At 68.6% G+C, this 19910-nt stretch carries 21 protein-coding genes; 13 read left to right on the top strand and 8 right to left on the bottom strand.

Going from position 1 to position 19910, the window contains the following annotated elements; genetic code table 11:
- Positions 1 to 13: 13 nt before the first annotated feature.
- Both apbC and dcd read left to right on the top strand, forming a co-directional pair.
- Positions 14 to 868: an iron-sulfur cluster carrier protein ApbC gene (apbC, locus tag FHY09_RS04665; RefSeq protein ID WP_166924686.1), complete on the top strand. Its 855-nt coding sequence runs from the start codon at positions 14 to 16 to the stop codon at positions 866 to 868.
- An 83-nt stretch (positions 869 to 951) separates the two neighbouring features.
- A complete protein-coding gene (gene dcd / locus FHY09_RS04660; protein WP_166924684.1) occupies positions 952 to 1524 on the top strand; it encodes a dCTP deaminase in 573 nt (190 codons plus the stop codon).
- A 64-nt stretch (positions 1525 to 1588) separates the two neighbouring features.
- Here the strand turns inward: dcd and FHY09_RS04655 are convergent, their stop codons facing one another.
- Genes FHY09_RS04655 through FHY09_RS04645 form a run of 3 tightly spaced genes read right to left on the bottom strand, consistent with a single transcriptional unit; the run spans position 1589 to position 2863 of the window.
- The gene (locus FHY09_RS04655; protein WP_166924683.1) at positions 1589 to 1756 is read right to left on the bottom strand and encodes a LiaI-LiaF-like domain-containing protein; all 168 of its coding nucleotides are present in this window, start codon (positions 1754 to 1756) and stop codon (positions 1589 to 1591) included.
- 16 nt (positions 1757 to 1772) lie between these two features.
- A complete protein-coding gene (locus tag FHY09_RS04650; protein WP_166924682.1) occupies positions 1773 to 2195 on the bottom strand; it encodes an HIT family protein in 423 nt (140 codons plus the stop codon).
- Positions 2192 to 2863: a dienelactone hydrolase family protein gene (locus FHY09_RS04645; protein ID WP_166924681.1), complete on the bottom strand. Its 672-nt coding sequence runs from the start codon at positions 2861 to 2863 to the stop codon at positions 2192 to 2194. The genes FHY09_RS04650 and FHY09_RS04645 overlap by 4 nt, the downstream gene beginning before the upstream one ends.
- Before the next feature lie 212 nt (positions 2864 to 3075).
- On the opposite strand from FHY09_RS04645, the gene rimO reads away from it, so the two are divergent.
- The gene (gene rimO, locus FHY09_RS04640) at positions 3076 to 4443 is read left to right on the top strand and encodes a 30S ribosomal protein S12 methylthiotransferase RimO (RefSeq protein WP_166924680.1); all 1368 of its coding nucleotides are present in this window, start codon (positions 3076 to 3078) and stop codon (positions 4441 to 4443) included.
- Positions 4440 to 5249: a DUF3025 domain-containing protein gene (locus FHY09_RS04635; RefSeq protein WP_166924679.1), complete on the top strand. Its 810-nt coding sequence runs from the start codon at positions 4440 to 4442 to the stop codon at positions 5247 to 5249. Before rimO ends, FHY09_RS04635 begins: the two co-directional genes overlap by 4 nt.
- A gap of 30 nt (positions 5250 to 5279) precedes the next feature.
- Here FHY09_RS04635 and greB read toward each other — a convergent pair whose 3' ends face one another.
- Both greB and FHY09_RS04625 read right to left on the bottom strand, forming a co-directional pair.
- Positions 5280 to 5780, bottom strand: a complete 501-nt coding sequence (gene greB / locus FHY09_RS04630; RefSeq protein WP_166924678.1) for a transcription elongation factor GreB — start codon at positions 5778 to 5780, stop codon at positions 5280 to 5282.
- A gap of 69 nt (positions 5781 to 5849) precedes the next feature.
- Positions 5850 to 7355: a helicase HerA-like domain-containing protein gene (locus FHY09_RS04625; RefSeq protein ID WP_166924677.1), complete on the bottom strand. Its 1506-nt coding sequence runs from the start codon at positions 7353 to 7355 to the stop codon at positions 5850 to 5852.
- A gap of 123 nt (positions 7356 to 7478) precedes the next feature.
- On the opposite strand from FHY09_RS04625, the gene FHY09_RS04620 reads away from it, so the two are divergent.
- Positions 7479 to 9092, top strand: coding sequence for a transglycosylase SLT domain-containing protein (locus tag FHY09_RS04620; RefSeq protein WP_166924676.1), 1614 nt, complete (start codon positions 7479 to 7481; stop codon positions 9090 to 9092).
- A gap of 45 nt (positions 9093 to 9137) precedes the next feature.
- On the opposite strand, the gene asd is transcribed toward FHY09_RS04620, so the two are convergent.
- Positions 9138 to 9980: an archaetidylserine decarboxylase gene (asd, locus tag FHY09_RS04615; protein WP_166924674.1), complete on the bottom strand. Its 843-nt coding sequence runs from the start codon at positions 9978 to 9980 to the stop codon at positions 9138 to 9140.
- On the bottom strand, positions 9977 to 10627 hold the full coding sequence (locus FHY09_RS04610) for an SCO family protein (protein ID WP_166924672.1): 651 nt from the start codon (positions 10625 to 10627) through the stop codon (positions 9977 to 9979). Before FHY09_RS04610 ends, asd begins: the two co-directional genes overlap by 4 nt.
- A gap of 125 nt (positions 10628 to 10752) precedes the next feature.
- Here FHY09_RS04610 and prmB point away from each other — a divergent pair, with 125 nt between their 5' ends.
- The 8 genes from prmB (at position 10753) to FHY09_RS04570 (ending at position 18928) form a co-directional block, all read left to right on the top strand.
- The gene (gene prmB, locus FHY09_RS04605) at positions 10753 to 11682 is read left to right on the top strand and encodes a 50S ribosomal protein L3 N(5)-glutamine methyltransferase (RefSeq protein WP_166924670.1); all 930 of its coding nucleotides are present in this window, start codon (positions 10753 to 10755) and stop codon (positions 11680 to 11682) included.
- Positions 11679 to 12782 carry a chorismate synthase gene (aroC, locus tag FHY09_RS04600; RefSeq protein WP_166924668.1) on the top strand — a complete coding sequence of 368 codons (1104 nt, stop codon included), beginning with the start codon at positions 11679 to 11681 and terminating at the stop codon, positions 12780 to 12782. Before prmB ends, aroC begins: the two co-directional genes overlap by 4 nt.
- Entirely contained in the window at positions 12775 to 13815 is a 1041-nt protein-coding gene (locus tag FHY09_RS04595; protein ID WP_166924666.1) for a 2-hydroxyacid dehydrogenase, read from the top strand. Before aroC ends, FHY09_RS04595 begins: the two co-directional genes overlap by 8 nt.
- Before the next feature lie 82 nt (positions 13816 to 13897).
- On the top strand, positions 13898 to 14926 hold the full coding sequence (locus FHY09_RS04590; protein ID WP_166924664.1) for an aspartate-semialdehyde dehydrogenase: 1029 nt from the start codon (positions 13898 to 13900) through the stop codon (positions 14924 to 14926).
- A gap of 82 nt (positions 14927 to 15008) precedes the next feature.
- Positions 15009 to 17072 carry a FimV/HubP family polar landmark protein gene (locus FHY09_RS04585; protein WP_166924654.1) on the top strand — a complete coding sequence of 688 codons (2064 nt, stop codon included), beginning with the start codon at positions 15009 to 15011 and terminating at the stop codon, positions 17070 to 17072.
- A 16-nt stretch (positions 17073 to 17088) separates the two neighbouring features.
- A complete protein-coding gene (locus FHY09_RS04580) occupies positions 17089 to 17451 on the top strand; it encodes a VOC family protein (protein WP_166924652.1) in 363 nt (120 codons plus the stop codon).
- 53 nt (positions 17452 to 17504) lie between these two features.
- Positions 17505 to 18275: a tRNA pseudouridine(38-40) synthase TruA gene (gene truA / locus FHY09_RS04575; RefSeq protein WP_166924650.1), complete on the top strand. Its 771-nt coding sequence runs from the start codon at positions 17505 to 17507 to the stop codon at positions 18273 to 18275.
- The gene (locus FHY09_RS04570) at positions 18272 to 18928 is read left to right on the top strand and encodes a phosphoribosylanthranilate isomerase (protein ID WP_166924648.1); all 657 of its coding nucleotides are present in this window, start codon (positions 18272 to 18274) and stop codon (positions 18926 to 18928) included. Before truA ends, FHY09_RS04570 begins: the two co-directional genes overlap by 4 nt.
- Here the strand turns inward: FHY09_RS04570 and FHY09_RS04565 are convergent.
- Positions 18868 to 19845 (bottom strand): LysR family transcriptional regulator, encoded by a 978-nt coding sequence (locus FHY09_RS04565; RefSeq protein ID WP_166924646.1) that lies wholly within the window; start codon positions 19843 to 19845, stop codon positions 18868 to 18870. The genes FHY09_RS04570 and FHY09_RS04565 overlap by 61 nt on opposite strands.
- Positions 19846 to 19910: the final 65 nt, after the last annotated feature.

Genomic DNA, 19910 nt, shown 5'->3' with positions numbered 1-19910 from the left:
CCGGAGCTCCGCAGTGAACCAGCCGCAACGCCGTCCCCATCCCAGCCTGGTGCAGAAGGGACTGACGCCCCACGCGCGCATCCGCAACGTGGTGGCGGTCGGCTCGGGCAAGGGCGGCGTGGGCAAGAGCACGACGTCGGTCAACCTGGCCGTGGCCCTGCAGCAGCTGGGCTACCGCGTAGGCGTGCTGGATGCGGATATCTACGGCCCGTCGGTGCCGGCGATGCTGGGCCTGTCCGGCCGTCCCGAAAGCCCGGACAACAAGAGCATCGAGCCGCCGCGTGCCTTCGGCGTGGACACCATGTCCATCGGCTACCTGATCGAGGACGAGACGCCGATGATCTGGCGCGGTCCGATGGCGACCTCGGCGATGACCCAGCTGTTCAACGACACGCTGTGGGACGACCTGGACGTGTTGCTGATCGACCTGCCACCGGGCACGGGCGACATCCAGCTCACGCTCACGCAGAAGATTCCGCTGGCCGGGGCGGTCATCGTCACCACGCCGCAAGACATCGCCACGCTGGATGCGCGCAAGGCACTGAAGATGTTCGAGAAGGTCGAAGTGCCGGTGCTGGGCATCGTGGAGAACATGGCCGTGCATACCTGCAGCCACTGCGGCCAGGTCGAGCATCTGTTCGGTGCCGGCGGTGGCGAGCGCATGGCCGCGCAGTACGGGGTACCGCTGTTGGGCTCGCTGCCCCTGCAGATCGAGATCCGCGAACAGGGCGACGCCGGCACGCCGATCACCGCCGCCCAGCCGGATTCTGCCGCTGCGCAGGCCTACCGGCATGCGGCCGAAGGTCTCATCGATGCGCTGCGCGCGCGCCCGCGTGCATCGATTCCGATCCTCTCTTCGCTGCTCTAAACGCTGCGGCGGGCCCGGCCTGCGGGCGTGCCTGTAGAATCGTTGCCCGGGCGCCGACCCGCCCCTCCCAGCCAGGACTTAGCATGAGCATCAAGAGTGACCGTTGGATCCGCCGCATGTCCGAGCAGCACGGCATGATCGAGCCGTTCGAAGCCGGGCAGGTCAAGCAGTCGCAGGGCGAGCGCATCGTCAGCTACGGTACGTCCAGCTATGGCTACGACGTGCGCTGCTCGCGCGAGTTCAAGGTCTTCACCAACATCAATTCCACCATCGTCGATCCCAAGCACTTCGATCCGAAGAGCTTCGTGGACGTGGTCGCCGATGAGTGCATCATCCCGCCGAACAGTTTCGCGCTGGCGCGTACCGTGGAGTTCTTCCGCATTCCGCGCGACACGCTGGTGGTCTGCCTGGGCAAGAGCACCTACGCACGCTGCGGCATCATCGTCAACGTGACCCCGCTGGAGCCGGAGTGGGAAGGGCACGTGACCCTGGAGTTCAGCAACACCACGCCACTGCCGGCACGCATCTACGCCAACGAAGGCGTGGCGCAGATGCTGTTCTTCCAGGCCGACCAGGACGATGTCTGCGAGACCTCGTACAAGGATCGCGGGGGCAAGTACCAGGGCCAGACCGGCGTCACGCTGCCCAAGACCTGACCCCTGCAGACCGGGCGCGGGCGCCGGCGATCCTCCGGCGCCACGCGCGGACGCCGGCGCGGTCCTACTTGCCGCGCCCGAACAGCATGCCCACGCCGACGGCGACCAGGCCGACGGGCCACCACGTGGCAAGCAGGCGGGTGAAGCTCAGGTTGGTCCAACCCAGGTTGGTGGCGAGCATGAACAGCCCGACCAGGATCAGCAGGATGGCGGCGACTAGGTTGAAACGCATCGGAGTCTGCGAACGCTCAGGGGTGGGGCGGATATCCTAGCTTGTCCTTCCAGTACTGCACACGCTCCTGCAGTACCTCGGGCGCATACCGGTGCGCCTCGCCGTGTCCCCACACCGGCGCCGGCCAGGCCGGATCCCCCTCGTGGCGGCCGATCACGTGGAAATGCAGCTGCGGCACGATGTTGCCGAGCGCGCCGATGTTGAGTTTCTGTACCTCCGGCTCGCTCTTGAGCGCCTTGCTGGCCCGGTTGAGTTCGGTGCGCAGCTGGTTCTGCTGTTCGCCGTCCAGGTCGATCCATTCGGTGGCCCCGGCCAGCCGGGGGACCAGCAGCAGCCACGGGTAGCGTTCGTCGTTCATCAGGCGGAACTGGGACAACGGTCCGTCAGCAACGAAGACGCTGTCTGCCGCCAGGCGTGAATGCAGTTCGAAATCGCTCATCCAAGATGCTCCTTGAAGAAATCCAGGGTGCGGTCCAGCGCCAGTGCGGCGCTGTCTGGATCATACGCATGTCCCACGTCGCGGTTGAAGCCGTGGTCGGCCGGGTAGACGAAGGTCGCCATCGCCGGCAGCTTTTCCCGGTGGGCGGCGACGGCTTCCGGCGGAATGCTCTTGTCCTGCGCGCCGAAGTGGAACATCACCGGCGCCTTTGGCGTTTCGTCGAGGAACTGCACGTTGCGGGCGCCGTAGTAGCTCACCGACGGCAGTCCCAGGCGGAGGGCCGACAGCAGGGCGATGCTGCCACCCCAGCAATAGCCCACGGTGCCGACCTTGCCAAAGGCCGCGAGACGGCTCGCGGCCGAGCGGACCACATCCAGCGCTTTTTCCACGCCCAGCGCGTCCACGGCCTCCAGGCCGGCCTTCACGCCTTCGCTGTCGTAGCGCAGGGCGTCGGGATCGGGGTCCGCGCTGGACACGAGATCGAAGAACGAAGGCGCCAGCACGGCGTAACCTTCGGCGGCGAAGTGTTCGGCGACACGGCGGATGTGGTCGTTGGTGCCGAAGATCTCCTGGATCACCACCAAGGCCGCGCGCGGCCGGCCCTCGGGGAGTGCCTGCCAGGCCCGGACGGGGCCGTAATGGGTGTCGAGCGTGATCCAGTCAGCCATTGCCAGGTGCCTTGATGCGAGGGAGGAGACAGCCATTATCGGCGCGTTGCCGGTTACCGTGGCGTCTTTGCGGCATGGCCGACGCAGGCGGCGTTTCCGGCAATTCAGGGCGCGGCCCCGGCTGCCGGTATACTGGCGGCCTTTCAGGCCCCGGCCCCCGGCCCACCTGCCGCTGGCGGCGGTGGCCCAGGCCCCCAGAGTCCCCGCGATCCATGTCCCAGCTGAACCCCAAAGTCGGCTTCGTCAGCCTTGGCTGCCCGAAGGCGCTCGTCGATTCCGAACGCATCCTCACCCAGCTGCGCGTGGAGGGGTACGACATCGTGCCGACCTACGACGCCGCCGACGTGGTGGTGGTCAACACCTGTGGCTTCATCGATTCGGCGGTGACCGAATCGCTCGATGCCATCGGCGAGGCGATGAACGCCAATGGCAAGGTGATCGTCACCGGCTGCCTGGGCAAGCGCCCCGAGCAGATCCGGGAGGCCTATCCGAACGTGCTGGCGGTGTCCGGGCCGCAGGACTATTTGAGCGTCATGGAGGCCGTGCATGCGGCCATTCCGCCGCGGCACGATCCGTTCGTGGATCTGGTGCCGGATTACGGGGTGAAGCTCACCCCGCGGCATTACGCGTACCTGAAGATCTCCGAAGGCTGCAATCACCACTGCAGCTTCTGCATCATTCCTTCCATGCGCGGCAAGCTGGTTTCGCGCCCCGTGGACGAGGTGCTGCGCGAGGCCGAGCGGCTGGTGCGCGGCGGGGTGAAGGAACTGCTCGTGGTGTCACAGGACACCTCGGCCTACGGCGTGGATGTCCGGTATGCCGAGCGGATGTGGCGCGACAAGGCCTACCAGACGCGCCTGAAATCGCTGTGCGAAGGGCTGTCCGAACTCGATGCCTGGGTGCGCATGCATTACGTGTATCCGTATCCGCACGTGGACGAGATGGTGCCGCTGATGGCGGAGAACCGGATCCTTCCCTATCTCGACATCCCGTTCCAGCACGCCAGCCCGCGCATCCTGCGGTTGATGAAACGTCCCGGTGCCGTGGAGAAAACGCTCGAGCGCGTGCAGAACTGGCGCCGCATCGCGCCGGACATCACGGTGCGCTCCACCTTCATCGTCGGTTTCCCGGGCGAGACCGAAGCCGAGTTCGAAGAGCTGCTGTCGTTCCTGGACGAAGCCCAGCTGGACCGCGTCGGTGCGTTTGCCTATTCGCCGGTGGAAGGGGCAACGGCCAACCTGCTGCCGGACCCGGTGCCGGAAGAGGTCAAGCAGGAGCGGCTGGCGCGCTTCATGGACAAGCAGGCGCAGATTTCCGCCGCGCGCCTGGAAGCGCGCATCGGCACGGTCCAGCAATGCCTGGTGGACGCCATCGAGGGCGATATCGCGGTGGCCCGCTCCAAGGCCGACGCACCGGAAATCGATGGGCTGGTGCACATCCAGAATGCTGACGTGGTGCCGCTGCGCGTGGGTGAGTTCGTGGACGTGGCGATCACCGAGAGCGACGAGCATGATCTGTACGGCGACGCCATCGCGGCGACGGCGCCTTCGCGCGCGCCGCTCGACCTCAAGGTGCTGTGACCGCAGCCGGGGCCGGACGTCGACGGTTCCTCGCGCCGCCGCGCGCGGCCGTGGCGGCCAGCGTGTTCGAGCATCCGCTGTACCGTGCGCTGGGTGGATGGACGGATCTGCTGACCCAGCCTGACTGGCCCGGCGTCGCGGCGTTGAACGACAGGCTGGCGGTGTGGCCGAAGACCTTCGTCGAGCAGGACGACCGGCTGCTGGCGGACGGCCTGCATTACGAGGCGCGGATCGGCCTGCACGGCCAGATCGCCACGCGCTCCCGCAGCTGGCACGACCTGTTCAATGCGCTGGTGTGGGCGCGCTATCCGTTGATCAAACAGTCCCTCAACGCGCGCCAGTGCCAGGACCTGGTGGTGCTGGGTCCTGCGGTACGCAGCCGTGCGCAGGCCGCGCTGACCCAGTTCGACGAAAGCGGCGTGATCGTGCGTGTGCGTGATCCGGCGCTGCTCGCCGCGTGGGATGCCCATGCGTGGCCGCAGTGGTTTGCGCCGGCGGCATGGGCGGACGGGGCCATCGCGGTGGCGGCGGTGGTGGGCCACGCGCTGATGGAGCAGGGCCTGATGCCGGGACGCCTGCTGGTGGGCAAGTGCCTGGTGGTGGTGGGCAGCGACGATGACGCGGCTGTCGAGGCGATTGCGCGGAGCATCGGCGAGGGCAGGGTGCTGTGCGATCCGCTGGAACTGCGGCCACTGCCGTTGGCTGGCATTCCCGGATGGCAGCACCGGAGCGTGGATCTTGCCGCGCAGCCCGACTACTTCCGGCCACTGCGCGCAGGGCGCAGCTACCCGCCACCGCTGCGGTGAGCTGCCGCGCCCGAGCCTACGGATCCGCCGTCAGGCGTAGTGCACCGACAGGATCGCGAACTGCTGCAGCCCCGCCGGCAGCTCGACCGCGAACTCATCGTCGACGCGCTTTTTCAGCAGCGCCCGTGCCAGTGGTGAATCGATGCTGATCCAGCCGGTGGCGGCATCGGTTTCGTCCGGGCCGACGATGCGGTAAGTCACCACCTCGCCGGAGTCCACGTTCTCAAGTTCCACCACCGCACCGAAGAACACGGCCTGCGGATCGCTGGGCGCGGTGTCCACCACGCGCAGTGCCTCCAGCCGCTTGCTGAGGTAGCGCACACGGCGGTCGATGTCGCCCAGCTGCTTCTTGCGGTAGGTGTATTCGGCATTCTCGGAGCGGTCGCCCTCGGCGGCCGCCGCAGCCAGGGCCCGCACCACCTCCGGCCGGCGCACGCGCCACAGCTGTTCAAGCTCGGCCTTCAGGCGTGCATGGCCTGCCGCGGTGATCAGGGCGGTGCTCTTTTCTGCGGGGGGACGCCAGCGGGACATCGACTGCTCTCTGCAAGTTCATGGGCACCGCGCACGCAGGGTGCGCGGTGCCCACCATACCGGCAAACGTCAGCGTTTACCGCCGAAGATGCTGCCCAGCAGACCGCGCACGATCTGGTTGCCGAGGCGCGTGCCGACCGTGCGCGAGGTCTGCTTGGCCACGGTTTCGATCATGCCCTGCCGGCGCCGGGTGCCGAAGATCGCGTCCTTCAGGGTCTGGCCGAGCCCACCGTCCTTGGTGTCATCCTGCGCCCGCGTGCGGGCCTGCGGTGCATCGGCGGCGTCCAGCGTTTTCTGCGTGCGCTGGGCCAGCCGCTCGGCGGCCGATTCGCGGTTTATCGCCGTATCGTAGCGGATGCCCACCGGGCTGCCGGCGCGCAGCTGCGTGCGTTCGGTCGCGGTGAGCGGTCCCATGCGGCAACGCGGCGGGGCGATCATCGTCTGCTGCACCGGCATCGGAACGCCCTTGGCCTGCAGCGTGGAGACCAGGGCCTCGCCGGTGGCCAGCTGGCCCAGCACCGCGGCGACGTCCAGGCGGGGATTGGGCACGAAGGTCTGTGCGGCGGTCCTGACCGCCTTCTGGTCACGCGGCGTGAACGCACGCAGGGCGTGCTGCACGCGGTTGCCGAGCTGGCCAAGAATGTTGTCGGGGATGTCGTCGGGAAACTGCGAGCAGAAATACACGCCGACGCCCTTGGAACGGATCAACCGGACCACCTGCTCGATCCGCTGCACCAGCGCGGCCGGTGCATCGTCGAACAGCAGGTGGGCTTCGTCGAAGATGAAGACCAGCTTCGGCTTCTCCAGATCGCCCACCTCCGGCAACGTCTCGAACAGTTCGGAGAGCAGCCACAGCAGGAAGGTGGAATAGAGCTTCGGCTTGAGCACCAGCTGATCGGCGGCGAGCAGGCCGATGACACCGCGACCGTCATGGTTCACGCGCATCAGATCGGACAGTTCCAGGGCCGGTTCACCGAAGAATGCTTCGCCTCCGTCCTGGGACAGGCGCAGCAGCGCACGCTGGATCGCCGCCACCGACTCCGCGCTGACCAGCCCGTACTCGGTGGAAATGTCCTTGCGCTCCTCGGCGACCAGGCCGAGCAGCGCGCGCAGGTCGTCCAGGTCGAGCAGCAGCAGCCCACGGTCGTCGGCGACCTTGAACACGATGTCCAGGATCCCGGCCTGCGTGCCACTGAGCTCCAGGATGCGCGAGAGCAGGGTAGGGCCCATTTCGCTGACCGTGGTGCGTACCGGATGGCCGAGGCGACCATACAGGTCCCAGAAAATCACCGGATTGGCGGTCGGCGCATAATCATCCACACCCACCTCCGCCGCGCGCGCGCGCACCCGTTCACTGCCGTCGCCGGCTACTGCCAGGCCGGCCACATCGCCCTTGATGTCGGCCAGGAACACGGGCACACCGCGCCGCGAGAAACCCTCGGCCAGGGTCATCAGCGTGACCGTCTTGCCGGTCCCGGTCGCGCCGGCCACCAGGCCATGGCGGTTGCCGAGTCCGGGCAGCAACGTCACCGCGACGTCATCGGTAAGGCCCTTGCCGAGGAGGATCGGATCCATGGTCGCGTTTCCTTTGAGGATGCGCGCAATGTTAACCGCGCCGGGGCCCGCTGGAGCGTGCGGGTTGCCCGGATGTCCACGGCCCCGCTACTCTGCCTGCCTGTTTCGCACCCAGTGCCGATAATGCCCGCTTCCGTCCTGCTTGCCCGCGGTCTGCCCGTCCTTTTCCTCGCCGGACTGATCGCGTCGGCTCCCGATGCGCAGGCCCAGCGTGTTTCCGCGCGTGACCAGGCGAAGGTGGAGGCGCTGCAGCAGCGCATGGCCGCGGCCGAAAAGCGCTACACCGACGCCCAGGTGCTGGTGGCCAATGCCGACCCGAAGGGCACGGCCGAATCGGATGCCGCGCTGGAGGACATGGAAGACGTCCTGACCGCCTGCGTGCGCCAGAAGGGCTGCCAGATGGGCAACCTGCTGGCCACCTACAAACGCCTGCTCAAGCGTGAGACCGATGCCGGCAGCGACGATGCGGTGACCGATGAAGCCGGCGCCCCGCTTGAAGCCGACCCGGACCACGTCGGGCCGCTGACTGCCGATGTCCCCGAGGCGGGGCGTGCGGCCGCGCTGCTCAACGACAAGCGCCACGCGTTCGACGCCATGATGGAATACAACCCGGCCGTGCAGGCGGGTATCCGCCGCTGGCTCACCGACATGCGCCCGGCGCTGCTGACCAGCTATGAAAACTACCAGAACCTGCGCGCGGTGATGTGGCCGGAGTGGGAGAAACGTGGCCTGCCCGAAGCGCTGCTGTTCGGCATCATGGCCAAGGAATCCAATGGCCGCGTGCACGCGTCATCGCGTGCCGGGGCGGCCGGCCTGATGCAGTTCATGCCCGCCACCGGCCGCCGCTTCGGCCTGGGCCCGGATGGCACCGGCTTCGATACGCGCTTTGATGCGCGCAGCGCCGCTGAAGCCAGCGCCAGTTACCTCAACGAGCGCCTGCGGCAGTTGAACAACAACGTGGAGCTTTCGCTGGCCGGCTACAACGGCGGCGAAGGACGCGCGCTGCGGGTCTTCCGCGAAAACCCCGGCCAGGGCTTCTGGGTGGACGGTGTCTACAACCAGTTCCCGGCCGAAACCAAGGATTACGTGCCGATGGTGATCGCCGCGGCCTGGATCTTCCTGCACCCGCAGCAGTACGGGGTGGAGCTGCCCAAGGTCAGTGCGCAGCCGGCCACGGTGCGCCTGGCGAAGTCGACCACGATCTATGAGCTGACCATCTGCCTGGGCAGCCAGGGCACGCGCGATGGTTACCTGCGCACGCTGCGCAACCTCAACCCGCGTTACGAGGCCGACGGCTGGATTCCCGCGGGCACGCTGATCAATGCCACCACGCGCATTGCCGGGCTCTACACCCGCAACTGCGTGAGCGGGCCACGCGCGGACCTCGCGCGCGCGCTGATCACCGCCGACCTCAACGCCGCCATCGTGCGGCCCAATGCCGTGTCCTATACCGGCAACGTGGCGGTGGGCGGTGTGGTGCCGGTGGTGGCGGCCACCGCGGGCGCCGTCGATGCGCCGACGCCGGTGGCGCCGGTAGTGACGGCGCCGCGTGCTGCCGCGGCAACGCGTGCGCAGCCTGCGCGCAGCCACCGGGTGGCCCGGGGCGAGACCCTTGGCAGCATCGCGGCGAAGTTCAACTGCGCGGTGCCCGAGCTGGCCCGGGCCAATGGCCTGAAGGCCCCGGCCTACGCCCTGCGCCAGGGGCAGACCCTGAAGCTGCAGGGCTGCGCGCGCTGAGGGCGCCGGGCTGCCGGGCGCACGTGCGTCCGGCAGCGGTGGTGCTCAGCGCAGCGTGGCCAGCGCCTGGCCCAGGCGCACGGCATGCTCGGCATCCAGGTGCGGCGCGAAATCAGCCACGCCCGGTGGCAGCAGCACGATCACGGTGGAGCCGTAATTGAAGCGTGCCATCTCCGCGAAACGCTCGAGCACGATGCCCTTGCCGCGATAATCCTTGCGCGTGACGCGGTCGCCGTAATGCGGAATCTCTTCGCCGCTCCAGACGGTCTCCACGCCGGACACCAGCAGCGCCCCGACCATCACGCTGACCATCGGGCCGAAGCTGGTATCGAAGTGGCACACCAGCCGCTCGTTGCGCGCGAACAGGCCCGGGACGCGGTTGACCGCGGCGGGGCCTACGCTGAACAGTCGTCCGGGCACGTGCACGGTTTCCCGCAGCGTGCCGGTCCAGGGCATGTGCACGCGGTGGTAATCCTTCGGCGAAAGGTAGACGGTGGCAAACAGGCCATCGTTGAAGGGCTTGGCATCCTCCACGCCCCCCAGCAGCTGTGCCGCGGTGAACGACTGTCCCTTGGCCTGGAAGATCCGGCCGTCCTCGATGCGCCCGAGCTGGCTGATGCGCCCGTCGGCGGGCATCACCAGGCGGCGTGGATCGGCGTCGGCCACGCGGGCGCCGGGCTTCAGGGCACGGGTGAAGAACTGGTTGAACGTGGGATAGCTGCGCGGGTCCGGGTTGGCGGCCTCGTCCAGATCCACGCCGAACTTCGCGGTCACCGTATCGATCAGCCACTGCGACACCCGTGGATTGTCCGAGTACGCCAGCGACCTGGCCATGGAGGACAGCAGGCGGTGGGGCAGGGCGTAGCTCAGGGTGGTGATCAGGCTCATGGGGCGGATGTCTCGGTCAGCGTATGCAGGTCGCGGGCGATGGCCTGCGCATCGAAGGGAGGGCGGATGAGGCCGGCCAGGCGGCCTTCCGGGTCCAGCACGGCCAGCGCGGCGGAGTGTTCGAGCGTGTAATCCTCGGGGTTGGAGGCGAAATCCGCGCCCTCCACCTTCTGGAACACGAAGCCCAGCGAGGTCGCGAATTTCTCCAGCGATGGCACATCGCCGGTGGCCGCCAGCGTGTCCTTGTGGAAGGCGTGGGCATACTCGCCCAGCCGCACCGGGGTGTCGCGTCCGGGGTCCACCGAAACGAACAGCACGCGCGGGCGCAGCGTCTCAGGCAGGCGCTCCCATTGCTTCTGCGCGCCGGCCAGCTCGGCCAACGTGGTCGGGCATACGTCCGGGCAATAGGTGAACCCCAGGAACACCAGCGTCCAGTGGCCCTTCAGCTCACCGGGGATGAGCCGTGTGCCATCGGCCTGGGCCAGATTGAAATCGGCGATCGGGCGCGCGGCGGGGTAGAACGTGATGGATTCGGCGGCGGGCGTGCCGGCCGCCGACCTGGGCGTGAACACTTTCTGTGCGGCGAACAGGCCGAGGCCCGCGGCAAGGGCGATGAGCAGGATGATGCCGACGTTGCGGTTGAACATGAGGGCCTGCTGTGCCGGTGGGTCGGCCCCCATCATAACGGCAGGCGGGGGCGGTTTCCGCTGCAACGGATGCCGCCCCCGGCGCCAGCCCCTATAATCGAGGGCCATTTTCCCGTCGTACCGCCATGACCGCCGAAACGGCCGCCGAACTCCACACGATCATCGACCTGATCCGCTACGGCACCAGCCGTTTCAATGCGGCGGGCCTGACCTTCGGGCACAGCTACGACAACGCGCTGGATGAAGCCACCCAGCTGGTGCTGCACAGCCTGCACCTGCCGCACGACCTGGGCCCGGCCTATGGCCAGGCGCGCCTGCTGCAGGCGGAGAAGGAAACCGTGCTGGCGCTGTTCGAGCGCCGCATCAGCGAGCGCGTGCCGGCGGCGTACCTGACCGGTGAGGCCTGGTTCGCCGGGCTGAGTTTCAAGAGCGATGCCCGTGCGCTGGTACCGCGCTCGCCGATCGCCGAGCTCATCGAGACCGGCTTCGAGCCGTGGCTGGCGGGCCGCGAAGTGCAGCGTGCGCTGGACCTGTGCACCGGCTCGGGCTGCATCGCCATCGCCATGGGCCATTACTACCCGAACTGGGAGGTCGATGGCGTGGACCTGAGCGATGACGCGCTGTCGCTGGCGCACGAGAACAAGGAGCGGCTGCAGGCGCACAACGTGACCCTGCTGAAGTCGGATCTGTTCACCGGGCTGCAGGGGCGGCACTACGATCTCATCGTCACCAATCCGCCGTACGTGACCAACGATGAGACCGATGCGCTGCCGCAGGAGTATTCGTACGAGCCGGAAATGGGCCTGCGCGCCGGGGATGATGGCCTGGATCTGGTGCTGAAGATCCTGCGCGACGCCCCGTCCCACCTCAGCGAGGACGGCCTGCTGATCTGCGAAGTGGGCGAATCCGAACAGCACCTGGTCAAGCTGCTGCCGGAGATGGATTTCGCCTGGGTGGAGTTCAAGGTCGGGCAGATGGGCATCTTCGCGGTGGAATGCCGCGAGCTGATCGCCCACCGCGCACGCATCACCGAGCTGGCGGCGCTGCGCCCGTGAGCTCCAATTCGTTCGGCAAGCTGTTCACCGTCACCACGTTCGGCGAATCGCACGGGCCGGCCATCGGCTGCGTGATCGATGGCTGTCCGCCGGGGCTGGCGCTGGATGCGGCCGAGTTCCAGGTTGACCTGCAGCGCCGTGCCACCGGACGCAGCCGGCACACCTCGGCGCGCCGCGAGGCTGATGAGATCGAGATCCTGTCCGGTGTGTACGAGGGCCTCACCACCGGAACGCCGATCGCCCTGCTGATCCGCAACACCGATCAGCGCAGCAGAGATTACGCGGCCATCGGCCAGCAGTTCCGGCCGGGGCATGCGGATTACAGCTACTGGCACAAGTACGGCATCCGCGATCCGCGCGGTGGCGGGCGCTCGTCCGCGCGCGAGACCACCATGCGCGTGGCCGCTGGCGTGGTTGCCAAGAAGTGGCTCAAGGAGCGCTTCGGGGTCACGGTGCGCGGCTACCTCTCGCAGCTGGGGACGATCGTGCCGGCGGGTTTCGACTGGGCGGCGGTGGAGGAAAATCCCTTCTTCTGGCCCGACGCCACGCAGGTGCCGGCGCTGGAAAGCTACATGGATGCGCTGCGCAAGTCGGGTGATTCGGTCGGTGCGCGCGTGGACGTGGTGGCCGCCAACGTGCCGCCGGGCTGGGGCGAGCCGATCTACGGCAAGCTGGATGGCGAGCTGGCCTCGGCCCTGATGAGCATCAACGCGGTCAAGGGCGTGGAGATCGGCGACGGCTTCGCCAGCGCCAGCCAGAAAGGCACCGAACACCGTGACCTGCTGACGCCGCAGGGCTTTGCCAGCAACCACGCCGGTGGCATCCTCGGTGGCATTTCCACCGGCCAGCCGGTGACCGCCTCCATCGTGCTCAAGCCCACGTCCAGCCTGCGCCTGCCCGGTGCCTCGCTGGATGCGCAGGGCAATGTCATCGAAGTGGTCACCACCGGTCGCCACGACCCGTGCGTAGGCATCCGTGCCACGCCGATCGCCGAGGCCATGATGGCCCTGGTGCTGATGGACCAGGCGCTGCGTCATCGGGCGCAGTGCGGCGACGTGGGTACCGTCACCCCGCGTATTCCGGGGCATCTCGATGGCTGATGCACGCCCTGTCGTCTGGGTGAGCCAGCCGCTGGTGGACGCGGCGCTCGCGCCGCTGCGCGCGCACGTGGAGCTGATCACCACCAAAGAGGTCACGGCGTGGACCCCCGCCCAGCTGGCCGAGCGGCTTGCCGCGGTCGACGGGGCCATCGTCACGCTCAACGAGCGCATCGGCGCTGCCGAAGTGGCGGGCGCGACACGATTGCGGGTGATCGCCAACGTCGGCGTGGGCTACAACAACCTGGACATCGACGCGTTGACTTCGGCCGGCATCGTGGCCAGCAACACCCCGGATGTGCTCACCGAGACCACCGCCGACCTGGGTTTCGCGCTGCTGATGGCCACGGCGCGGCGGATCACCGAATCCGAGCGCTGGCTCCGCGACGGCCAGTGGGACCAGTGGTCGTTCCAGACCATGCTCGGTGCGGACATCCATGGCAGCACGCTGGGCATCCTCGGCATGGGGCGCATCGGGCAGGGCATCGCCCGCCGCGCGGCCCATGGCTTCAACATGCGCGTGCTCTACCACAACCGCTCGCAGCTGCCGGCCGACACCGAGCACGCGGTCGGCGCGTCGTATGTCGATTTCACCACGCTGCTGACCCGCAGCGACCACCTGCTGCTGGTGCTGCCCTACAGCGCATCGTCACACCACATCATCGATGCCGCCGCGCTGGCCCGGATGAAGCCCACGGCCACGCTGGTCAACATCGCCCGTGGCGGAATCGTGGATGAGCTGGCCCTGGCCGATGCACTGTCCACCGGCCGGCTCGCGGCGGCCGGGCTGGATGTGTACGAGGGCGAGCCGAAGGTGCGGGCCGAACTGCTGGCACTGCGCAACGTGGTACTGACTCCGCACATCGGCAGCGCCACCCTGGGCACCCGCACCGCCATGGTGGCCATGGCCGTGGACAACCTGCTCGCCGGGCTGGAGTGCGCCGGGCGCACGGCGGCGGCGATGCCGAGCGCGATCAATGCCGGGGAAGCGTCCGCGGCGCGCGCAGCGTCGGCTGGGAAAGGCAAAAAACGATAGGGAGCCTCCGCGCCCGTGCGCAGAGGAGGTTCCCCGAACCCGGCCGCATCGCCCGAACTTCCTTTCTTCTTCGAGAATCCCCATGAGTACTGCTCCCCGTTCCTTCCACGTCGCCATCGTGGGTGCCACCGGCGCCGTCGGCGAAGCCATGCTGTCCATTCTGGCCGAGCGCGATTTCCCCATCGCCACCCTCAGCCTGCTCGCGTCCGAGCGTTCGGCGGGCGGCGAGGTCGAGTACGCCGGCCAGAAGATCGTGGTGCAGGACCTGGCCACGTTTGATCCGAGCGGCGTGGACATCGCGCTGTTCTCCGCCGGTGGCAGCGTGTCGAAAGACTACGCGCCGAAGTTCGCCGCCGCCGGCGCGGTGGTGATCGACAACTCCTCGGCCTTCCGCTACGACGACGACGTGCCGCTGGTGGTGTCGGAAGTCAACCCGGAGCAGATCGCCAACCGCCCGCGCGGGATCATCGCCAACCCGAACTGCTCCACGATGCAGATGCTGGTCGCGCTGGCGCCGCTTCACCGTCGCTACGGGATCGAGCGCATCAACGTGTGCACCTACCAGTCGGTATCCGGCGGTGGGCGCTCGGCGCTGGAGGAACTGGGCAAGCAGACCGGCCAGTTGCTGAGCTTCCAGGACATCGATCCGCAGCGCTTCCCGGTGCAGATCGCGTTCAACCTCATCCCGCACATCGATGATTTCCTCGACAACGGATTCACCAAGGAAGAAATGAAGCTGGTCTGGGAGACCCGCAAGATCCTCGGTGACGACAGCATCCAGGTGAACCCGACCGCCGTACGTGTGCCGGTGTTCTACGGCCATTCCGAAGCGGTGGCGATCGAGACCCGGGAAAAGGTGACCGCCGAAGCCGCGCGGGCACTGCTCACGCAGTCGCCGGGCGTGGAGGTGGTGGACCGCCGCGAAGCCGGTGGCTATCCGACGCCGGTGACGCATGCCTCGGGCAACGATGCCGTGTTCGTGGGCCGCATCCGCGAGGACATCTCGCACCCGCGCGGCCTGAACCTGTGGATCGTGTCGGACAACATCCGCAAGGGTGCGGCGCTCAATGCCGTGCAGCTGGCCGAGCGGGTCGCCGCCGAATCACCGTAAGGCGTCGGCCTGGGGCCCAGCCGAGCGTATGCGGACCGGCCGCCGTCCCACTTTGCGGCGGCCACCCGTTATATTGGCCGCCATGAATACACGGGTACGGGGCGCCAGACGCCCGCTCACCTTTTTCACCACCGCGCTGCTAGCACTGGCCAGCAGCTCGGCGATGGCGTTGGGTCTTGGTGATATCCGCGTGCTGTCCCGCCCCGGGCAGCCCCTGGTGGCCGAGATTCCGGTCATCTCCGCCGATCCGGCCGAGCTGCAGAACCTGCGCGTGGGGCTGGCCTCGCCGGTGACCTTCGAGCGCGTCGGCCTGCAGCGCCCGGCGGGGCTGGTGAGCGAGCTGCAGTTCGAGCTCACCCGCAATGCGCAGGGCAGGGCCATCATCCGGGTCACCTCGCAGACGCCCGTGGAGACGCCGTCGGTGGCTTTCCTCGTGGAGGCCGACTGGGGCCAGGGGCGTCTGGTGCGTGAGTACTCCGCACTGGTCGATGCACCGTCCACGGCCCAGGCAGTCAGTGAACCGGAGATCGTGGCGCCGGCGGGCGCACTGTCCAACAGCATCGAACGCGGCGCCGTTGCCGGGCCCGCGACCGATGCCCCCGCGCGTGCGGCCGCCGCACCGCCGCGGACCGCACCGGCCACCCCCGCCCCGGCGCGTGCGGTCGCAGCCGATGGCACGGTCACGGTGCGTGCCGGACAGACCCTTTCGGCCATCGCGCAGGAGGTGGCGCGCGGAGCCGCCGTTGACCGCGATCGGGCGATGATCGCGCTGCTGCGCGCCAACCCGGACGCCTTCATCCGCGGCAACGTCAATCTTCTGCGTCAGGGGGCCGTGCTGAGGGTGCCGGATGCAGGGCAGCTGCAGGCCGTCGACGCGGCCGAAGCGGCCGCCATGGTGCGCGAGCACACCGCGCAGTGGCGGCAGGCACGCAGCGTACCGCAACCGGCCACCGCCGCCGCCCCGGCAACGCCGGCGGTGGCGTCGGCAGCGGCCCCTGCCAGCGCGCCGGGTGCGCGCCTTGAGATCGCTCCGGCCGTGGCGGCAGATGCTGCCGACGCCGGTACAACCACCGGCACCGGTGAAGGCAACGAGGGCGACATGCTCGGAAATGACCAACTGCGCCAGGCGCGGGAAGACCTCGCCACGCGCGATGCGGAGATCAGCGAACTGCGCCAGCGCGTGGCCGAGCTGGAACAGCTGCAGCAGAAGCAGCAGGCGCTGGTCAGCATGCGCGACACCGATCTGGCCGCAGCCCAGGCGCGCTTGGCGCAGGCCGAACGGTCGCCTGCGGCCGGTGAGGGGGGCACGCCCTGGGTCTGGCTCGGCGTGCCGCTGCTGCTCGTGGCGCTGCTGGTGGGGTGGCTGTCGCGCCGGCGCAAGCCGTCGCCGCTGCCCCCGCTGGAGCGCGCCGACCGCGATGACAGCGCGCTGAGTGCAGCGGTGCCGGCTGGTGCCGGCCTGGACGTGCTGGCCGAGCGCGAGCCGTGGCAGGACGAGCCGTCCAGCGCTTCCCGCAACGAGGCCCCGCAGCTGGCGGAGCGGGATCTGGATGCCGTGCCGCTGGAAACCGCCGCCCCGCACAGCGCCGCAGACGTGCCGGCGCGCGCTGAAGAGGCGCCCTCGCAGGTGGACCCGCACGCATTGCCCGCCTGGGTCTACGCCCCCACGGGTGCAGCCGCGGGCGCCGAGGAGGAGGCATCGGCCGGCGCGTCGCGTGAGGCGGAGTGGTTCGCGCCGCCCGCGCCGGAGCCGGTTGCACTGCACCTGCCGCTGCTCGATGAAGTGCCTGCCTACGCGCGGGAAGCAGAGCAGCAGCCGGAGTTCCGCGGTGTGTTCGAGTACCCGGTGCACACGGACGTGGCCCCCGCCGACGACCACGGCGAGGCCGTGCCCGTAGCGCACGATGTACCCACCGACCCGTCTGCCGGTGTCCCGGCCGATGAGCCGGAGCCGGCGGCCGCAGCGAGTGTGCCGCACGAAGACTCGCCGGGCTGGCGCGCCGCGCATGACCGCCTCGAGCTGGCCATCGCCTACCTTGACCTGGGCGAAGAGGGCACGGCACGCGGACTGCTGCTCGAAGTCATCGAACAGGGTGATGCGCAGCTGCGCGAGCAGGCCCGCGAACTGCTCTCCCGCATCGACTGAGGTCCAGGAGCCCGCCATGCACCGTGAAAACAGAATCGACTACGTGGAGTTCGCCTCCACCGATCCCGCGGCCAGCCGGCGCTTCTTCGAACAGGTCTTCGGCTGGACGTTCGTGGATTATGGTCCGGACTACACCGCCTTCGATGATGGGCGTCTGCAGGGCGGATTTTTCCGTGGCGCCCCGCGCGCCGCCGACGAAGGCGCAGCGCTGCTGGTGCTCTACGCCGATCAGTTGCTGCCGGTACTGCAGGCCATCGAGGCGGCCGGGGGCGTGGTGGTCAAGCCTGTGTTCCCGTTCCCGGGCGGCAGCCGCTTCCACTTCCGCGAGCCCGGCGGCAACGAGCTGGCGGTGTGGTCCGAGCGCGACGCAGCGCCCTGATCGCCCAAGTGCGCGGCAACGCGCGCGTTTCTCCAAGAGTTTCGAGGTACAGCATGCGTTATGCGCTCGGCGTCGAGTACGACGGCACCGATTTCAAAGGTTGGCAGAACCTGGGCGATGACACCCCGAGCGTGCAGGCGTCGCTGGAACGCGCGCTGGCCTCGGTGGCCGATGCGCCGGTGCACGTGGTGTGCGCCGGACGCACCGATGCCGGCGTGCACGGGCAGTGCCAGGTCGTGCATTTCGACAGCCAGGCGCAGCGCGATCCCCGCGGCTGGACACTGGGTGTCACCGCACGGCTGCCACGGTCCATCGCAGTGCGCTGGTGCGTGCCGGTCGCTGATGATTTCCATGCGCGCTTTTCCGCGCAGGCGCGGCGCTACGTGTACCGGCTGATCAATCGCCCGATCCGTCCCGCACTGTATCGCCAGAGCCTGAGCTGGGAACGCCGTCCGCTCGATGCCGCGCTGATGCACGCCGCCGGCCAGGCGCTGATCGGCGAACATGATTTCAATGCGTTCCGCAGCGTCCACTGCCAGGCGCGCCATGCACGCCGCAATCTGCAGTCACTGCAGGTCACCCGGCACGGTGAAGTGATTGAAGTCGCGGTGCGCGGCAATGCATTCCTTCATCACATGATCCGCAATATCGTGGGATCGCTGATCCCGGTCGGCAGTGGCGAGCGTCCAGTGGAATGGATCGGCGAACTGCTTGCCGGACGGGACCGCACCGTCGCCGGTCCCACGGCCCCCCCGCAGGGACTGGTCTTCCTCGGTCCCCTGTACCCTGACAACTGGCACCTGCCCGCCGAGGTCACGCTATGAGCCGCTCGTACTACCGCACCCGCATCAAGTTCTGTGGCATGACCCGCGCTGGCGACGTCCGCCTCGCCGGCGAGCTTGGCGTGGATGCGGTGGGCTTCATCTTCGCGCGCGACAGCAAGCGCCGCGTGGCCCCGGTGGAAGCGCGCGCGATGCGCCAGGCCATCGCGCCCATGGTGGATGTGGTGGCCCTGTTCCGTGACAACACCCGCGAGGAAGTGCGCGAGGTCCTGCGCACCGTCCGCCCGACATTGCTGCAGTTCCATGGCGAGGAGGACGAGGGCTTCTGCCGCAGCTTCAACATGCCGTACCTCAAGGCGATCGCCATGGGCGGGCGCGAAGAAACCAATGCGCGCGCGCTGCAGCTGCGCTACCCCAGCGCCGCCGGTTTCCTGTTCGACAGCCACGCGCCCGGGGCAGGCGGCGGCACCGGTATCGCCTTCGACTGGTCGCGCATTCCCAGCGGTCTGCATCGCCCGTTCCTGCTGGCCGGCGGCCTGACGCCGGACAATGTCTTCGACGCGGCCATCGCCACCTTGCCCTGGGGCGTGGATGTGTCCAGTGGCATCGAATCCGAACCCGGCATCAAGGACGGTTACCTGATGCGGTGCTTCGTCGAAGAAGTGCGCCGCGCGGATTGCGCTTCGCTGGATTGACCGTCCGCGCCGGCATGGGCAGGCAGGGGCAGCGAGAGCTGCGCCTGCAGCCACTGTGCAAGCGCGGCCACGCGCGGATCCGCGCCGCCCTCGGCATGGGCCAGCACCCAGCGGCCACCGGTGGCCACAAAGCCCCACGGCGCCAGCAGGCGTCCGGCCTCGATATCAGCCGCCACCAGATGCGCCGGCGCGATCGCAGGGCCAAGGCCGGCGACGGCTGCTTCAAGCAGGTAGTACAGATGCTCGAAGCCTGCGCCGAGGCGCAGCGCACCGGCCTCCAGTCCCATCGCGTGCGCCCATGCCGGCCACGCCTGGGGACGTGAGACGGTGTGCAGCAGGGTCTGCTCGAGCAGCGCCGCGGCCGGTGCGCCCATCATCCGCGCGGCCGCGGGATGGGCAGGCGAGATCACCACACCCACCTGCTCGGCGGCCAGGTCGTGTACCGCCCATCCGGCAGGCCACGGCGCATCGGCCAGCAGCAAGACCGCATCCAGCACCGCCTGCGCCTCGGTGAAACTGCCATCCAGCGCCGACCACTGCAGCGGCACCCCCGGCAGCGCCTGCTGCAGGGCCGGCAGGCGCGGGATCATCCACCGCGCCAGCACGCTGCCACTGCACCCGAGCACCAGGGCCGTGTGCTGCGCGGGCTGCGTCAGCTCCCGCACGCACGCCTGCAAGGTCCCGAACGCTTCGTCGCAGGCCGCATGCAGGCGTTCACCGGCGGAGGTGAGGCGCAGGCCACGGCCGGCGCGTACGAACAACGCCAGGCCGAGGTGCGCTTCAAGCAGCTTCAGCTGACGGCTGACCGCGCCATGGGTGACGTGGAGCGCCTGCGCGGCGCGGCCCACGCCGCCCAGCCGCGCCGTGGCCTCGAAGGCGCGCAGGGCATTGAGCGGCGGCAGCTGTGAGGTGGGCATGTGAGTTTTCCTGACGTGTATGGCCAGATAATATCGATTTTCCAGGCGGAATACGTGCGCTACAG

The organism is Xanthomonas sp. 60 (assembly GCF_011761925.1).
The sequence above is the reverse complement of the archived record's forward strand: the minus strand, read 5'-3'. Positions and strand labels throughout refer to the sequence as shown.

Bases quoted from the DNA above. Each gene is read 5' to 3' on its own strand.
- dcd (WP_166924684.1), top strand. From the start codon at position 952: ATGAGCATCAAGAGTGACCGTTGGATCCGCCGCATGTCCGAGCAGCAC.
- FHY09_RS04655 (WP_166924683.1), bottom strand. From the start codon at position 1,756: ATGCGTTTCAACCTAGTCGCCGCCATCCTGCTGATCCTGGTCGGGCTG.
- FHY09_RS04650 (WP_166924682.1), bottom strand. From the start codon at position 2,195: ATGAGCGATTTCGAACTGCATTCACGCCTGGCGGCAGACAGCGTCTTC.
- FHY09_RS04645 (WP_166924681.1), bottom strand. From the start codon at position 2,863: ATGGCTGACTGGATCACGCTCGACACCCATTACGGCCCCGTCCGGGCC.
- rimO (WP_166924680.1), top strand. From the start codon at position 3,076: ATGTCCCAGCTGAACCCCAAAGTCGGCTTCGTCAGCCTTGGCTGCCCG.
- greB (WP_166924678.1), bottom strand. From the start codon at position 5,780: ATGTCCCGCTGGCGTCCCCCCGCAGAAAAGAGCACCGCCCTGATCACC.
- FHY09_RS04625 (WP_166924677.1), bottom strand. From the start codon at position 7,355: ATGGATCCGATCCTCCTCGGCAAGGGCCTTACCGATGACGTCGCGGTG.
- FHY09_RS04620 (WP_166924676.1), top strand. From the start codon at position 7,479: ATGCCCGCTTCCGTCCTGCTTGCCCGCGGTCTGCCCGTCCTTTTCCTC.
- asd (WP_166924674.1), bottom strand. From the start codon at position 9,980: ATGAGCCTGATCACCACCCTGAGCTACGCCCTGCCCCACCGCCTGCTG.
- FHY09_RS04610 (WP_166924672.1), bottom strand. From the start codon at position 10,627: ATGTTCAACCGCAACGTCGGCATCATCCTGCTCATCGCCCTTGCCGCG.
- prmB (WP_166924670.1), top strand. From the start codon at position 10,753: ATGACCGCCGAAACGGCCGCCGAACTCCACACGATCATCGACCTGATC.
- FHY09_RS04595 (WP_166924666.1), top strand. From the start codon at position 12,775: ATGGCTGATGCACGCCCTGTCGTCTGGGTGAGCCAGCCGCTGGTGGAC.
- FHY09_RS04590 (WP_166924664.1), top strand. From the start codon at position 13,898: ATGAGTACTGCTCCCCGTTCCTTCCACGTCGCCATCGTGGGTGCCACC.
- FHY09_RS04585 (WP_166924654.1), top strand. From the start codon at position 15,009: ATGAATACACGGGTACGGGGCGCCAGACGCCCGCTCACCTTTTTCACC.
- FHY09_RS04580 (WP_166924652.1), top strand. From the start codon at position 17,089: ATGCACCGTGAAAACAGAATCGACTACGTGGAGTTCGCCTCCACCGAT.
- truA (WP_166924650.1), top strand. From the start codon at position 17,505: ATGCGTTATGCGCTCGGCGTCGAGTACGACGGCACCGATTTCAAAGGT.
- FHY09_RS04570 (WP_166924648.1), top strand. From the start codon at position 18,272: ATGAGCCGCTCGTACTACCGCACCCGCATCAAGTTCTGTGGCATGACC.
- FHY09_RS04565 (WP_166924646.1), bottom strand. From the start codon at position 19,845: ATGCCCACCTCACAGCTGCCGCCGCTCAATGCCCTGCGCGCCTTCGAG.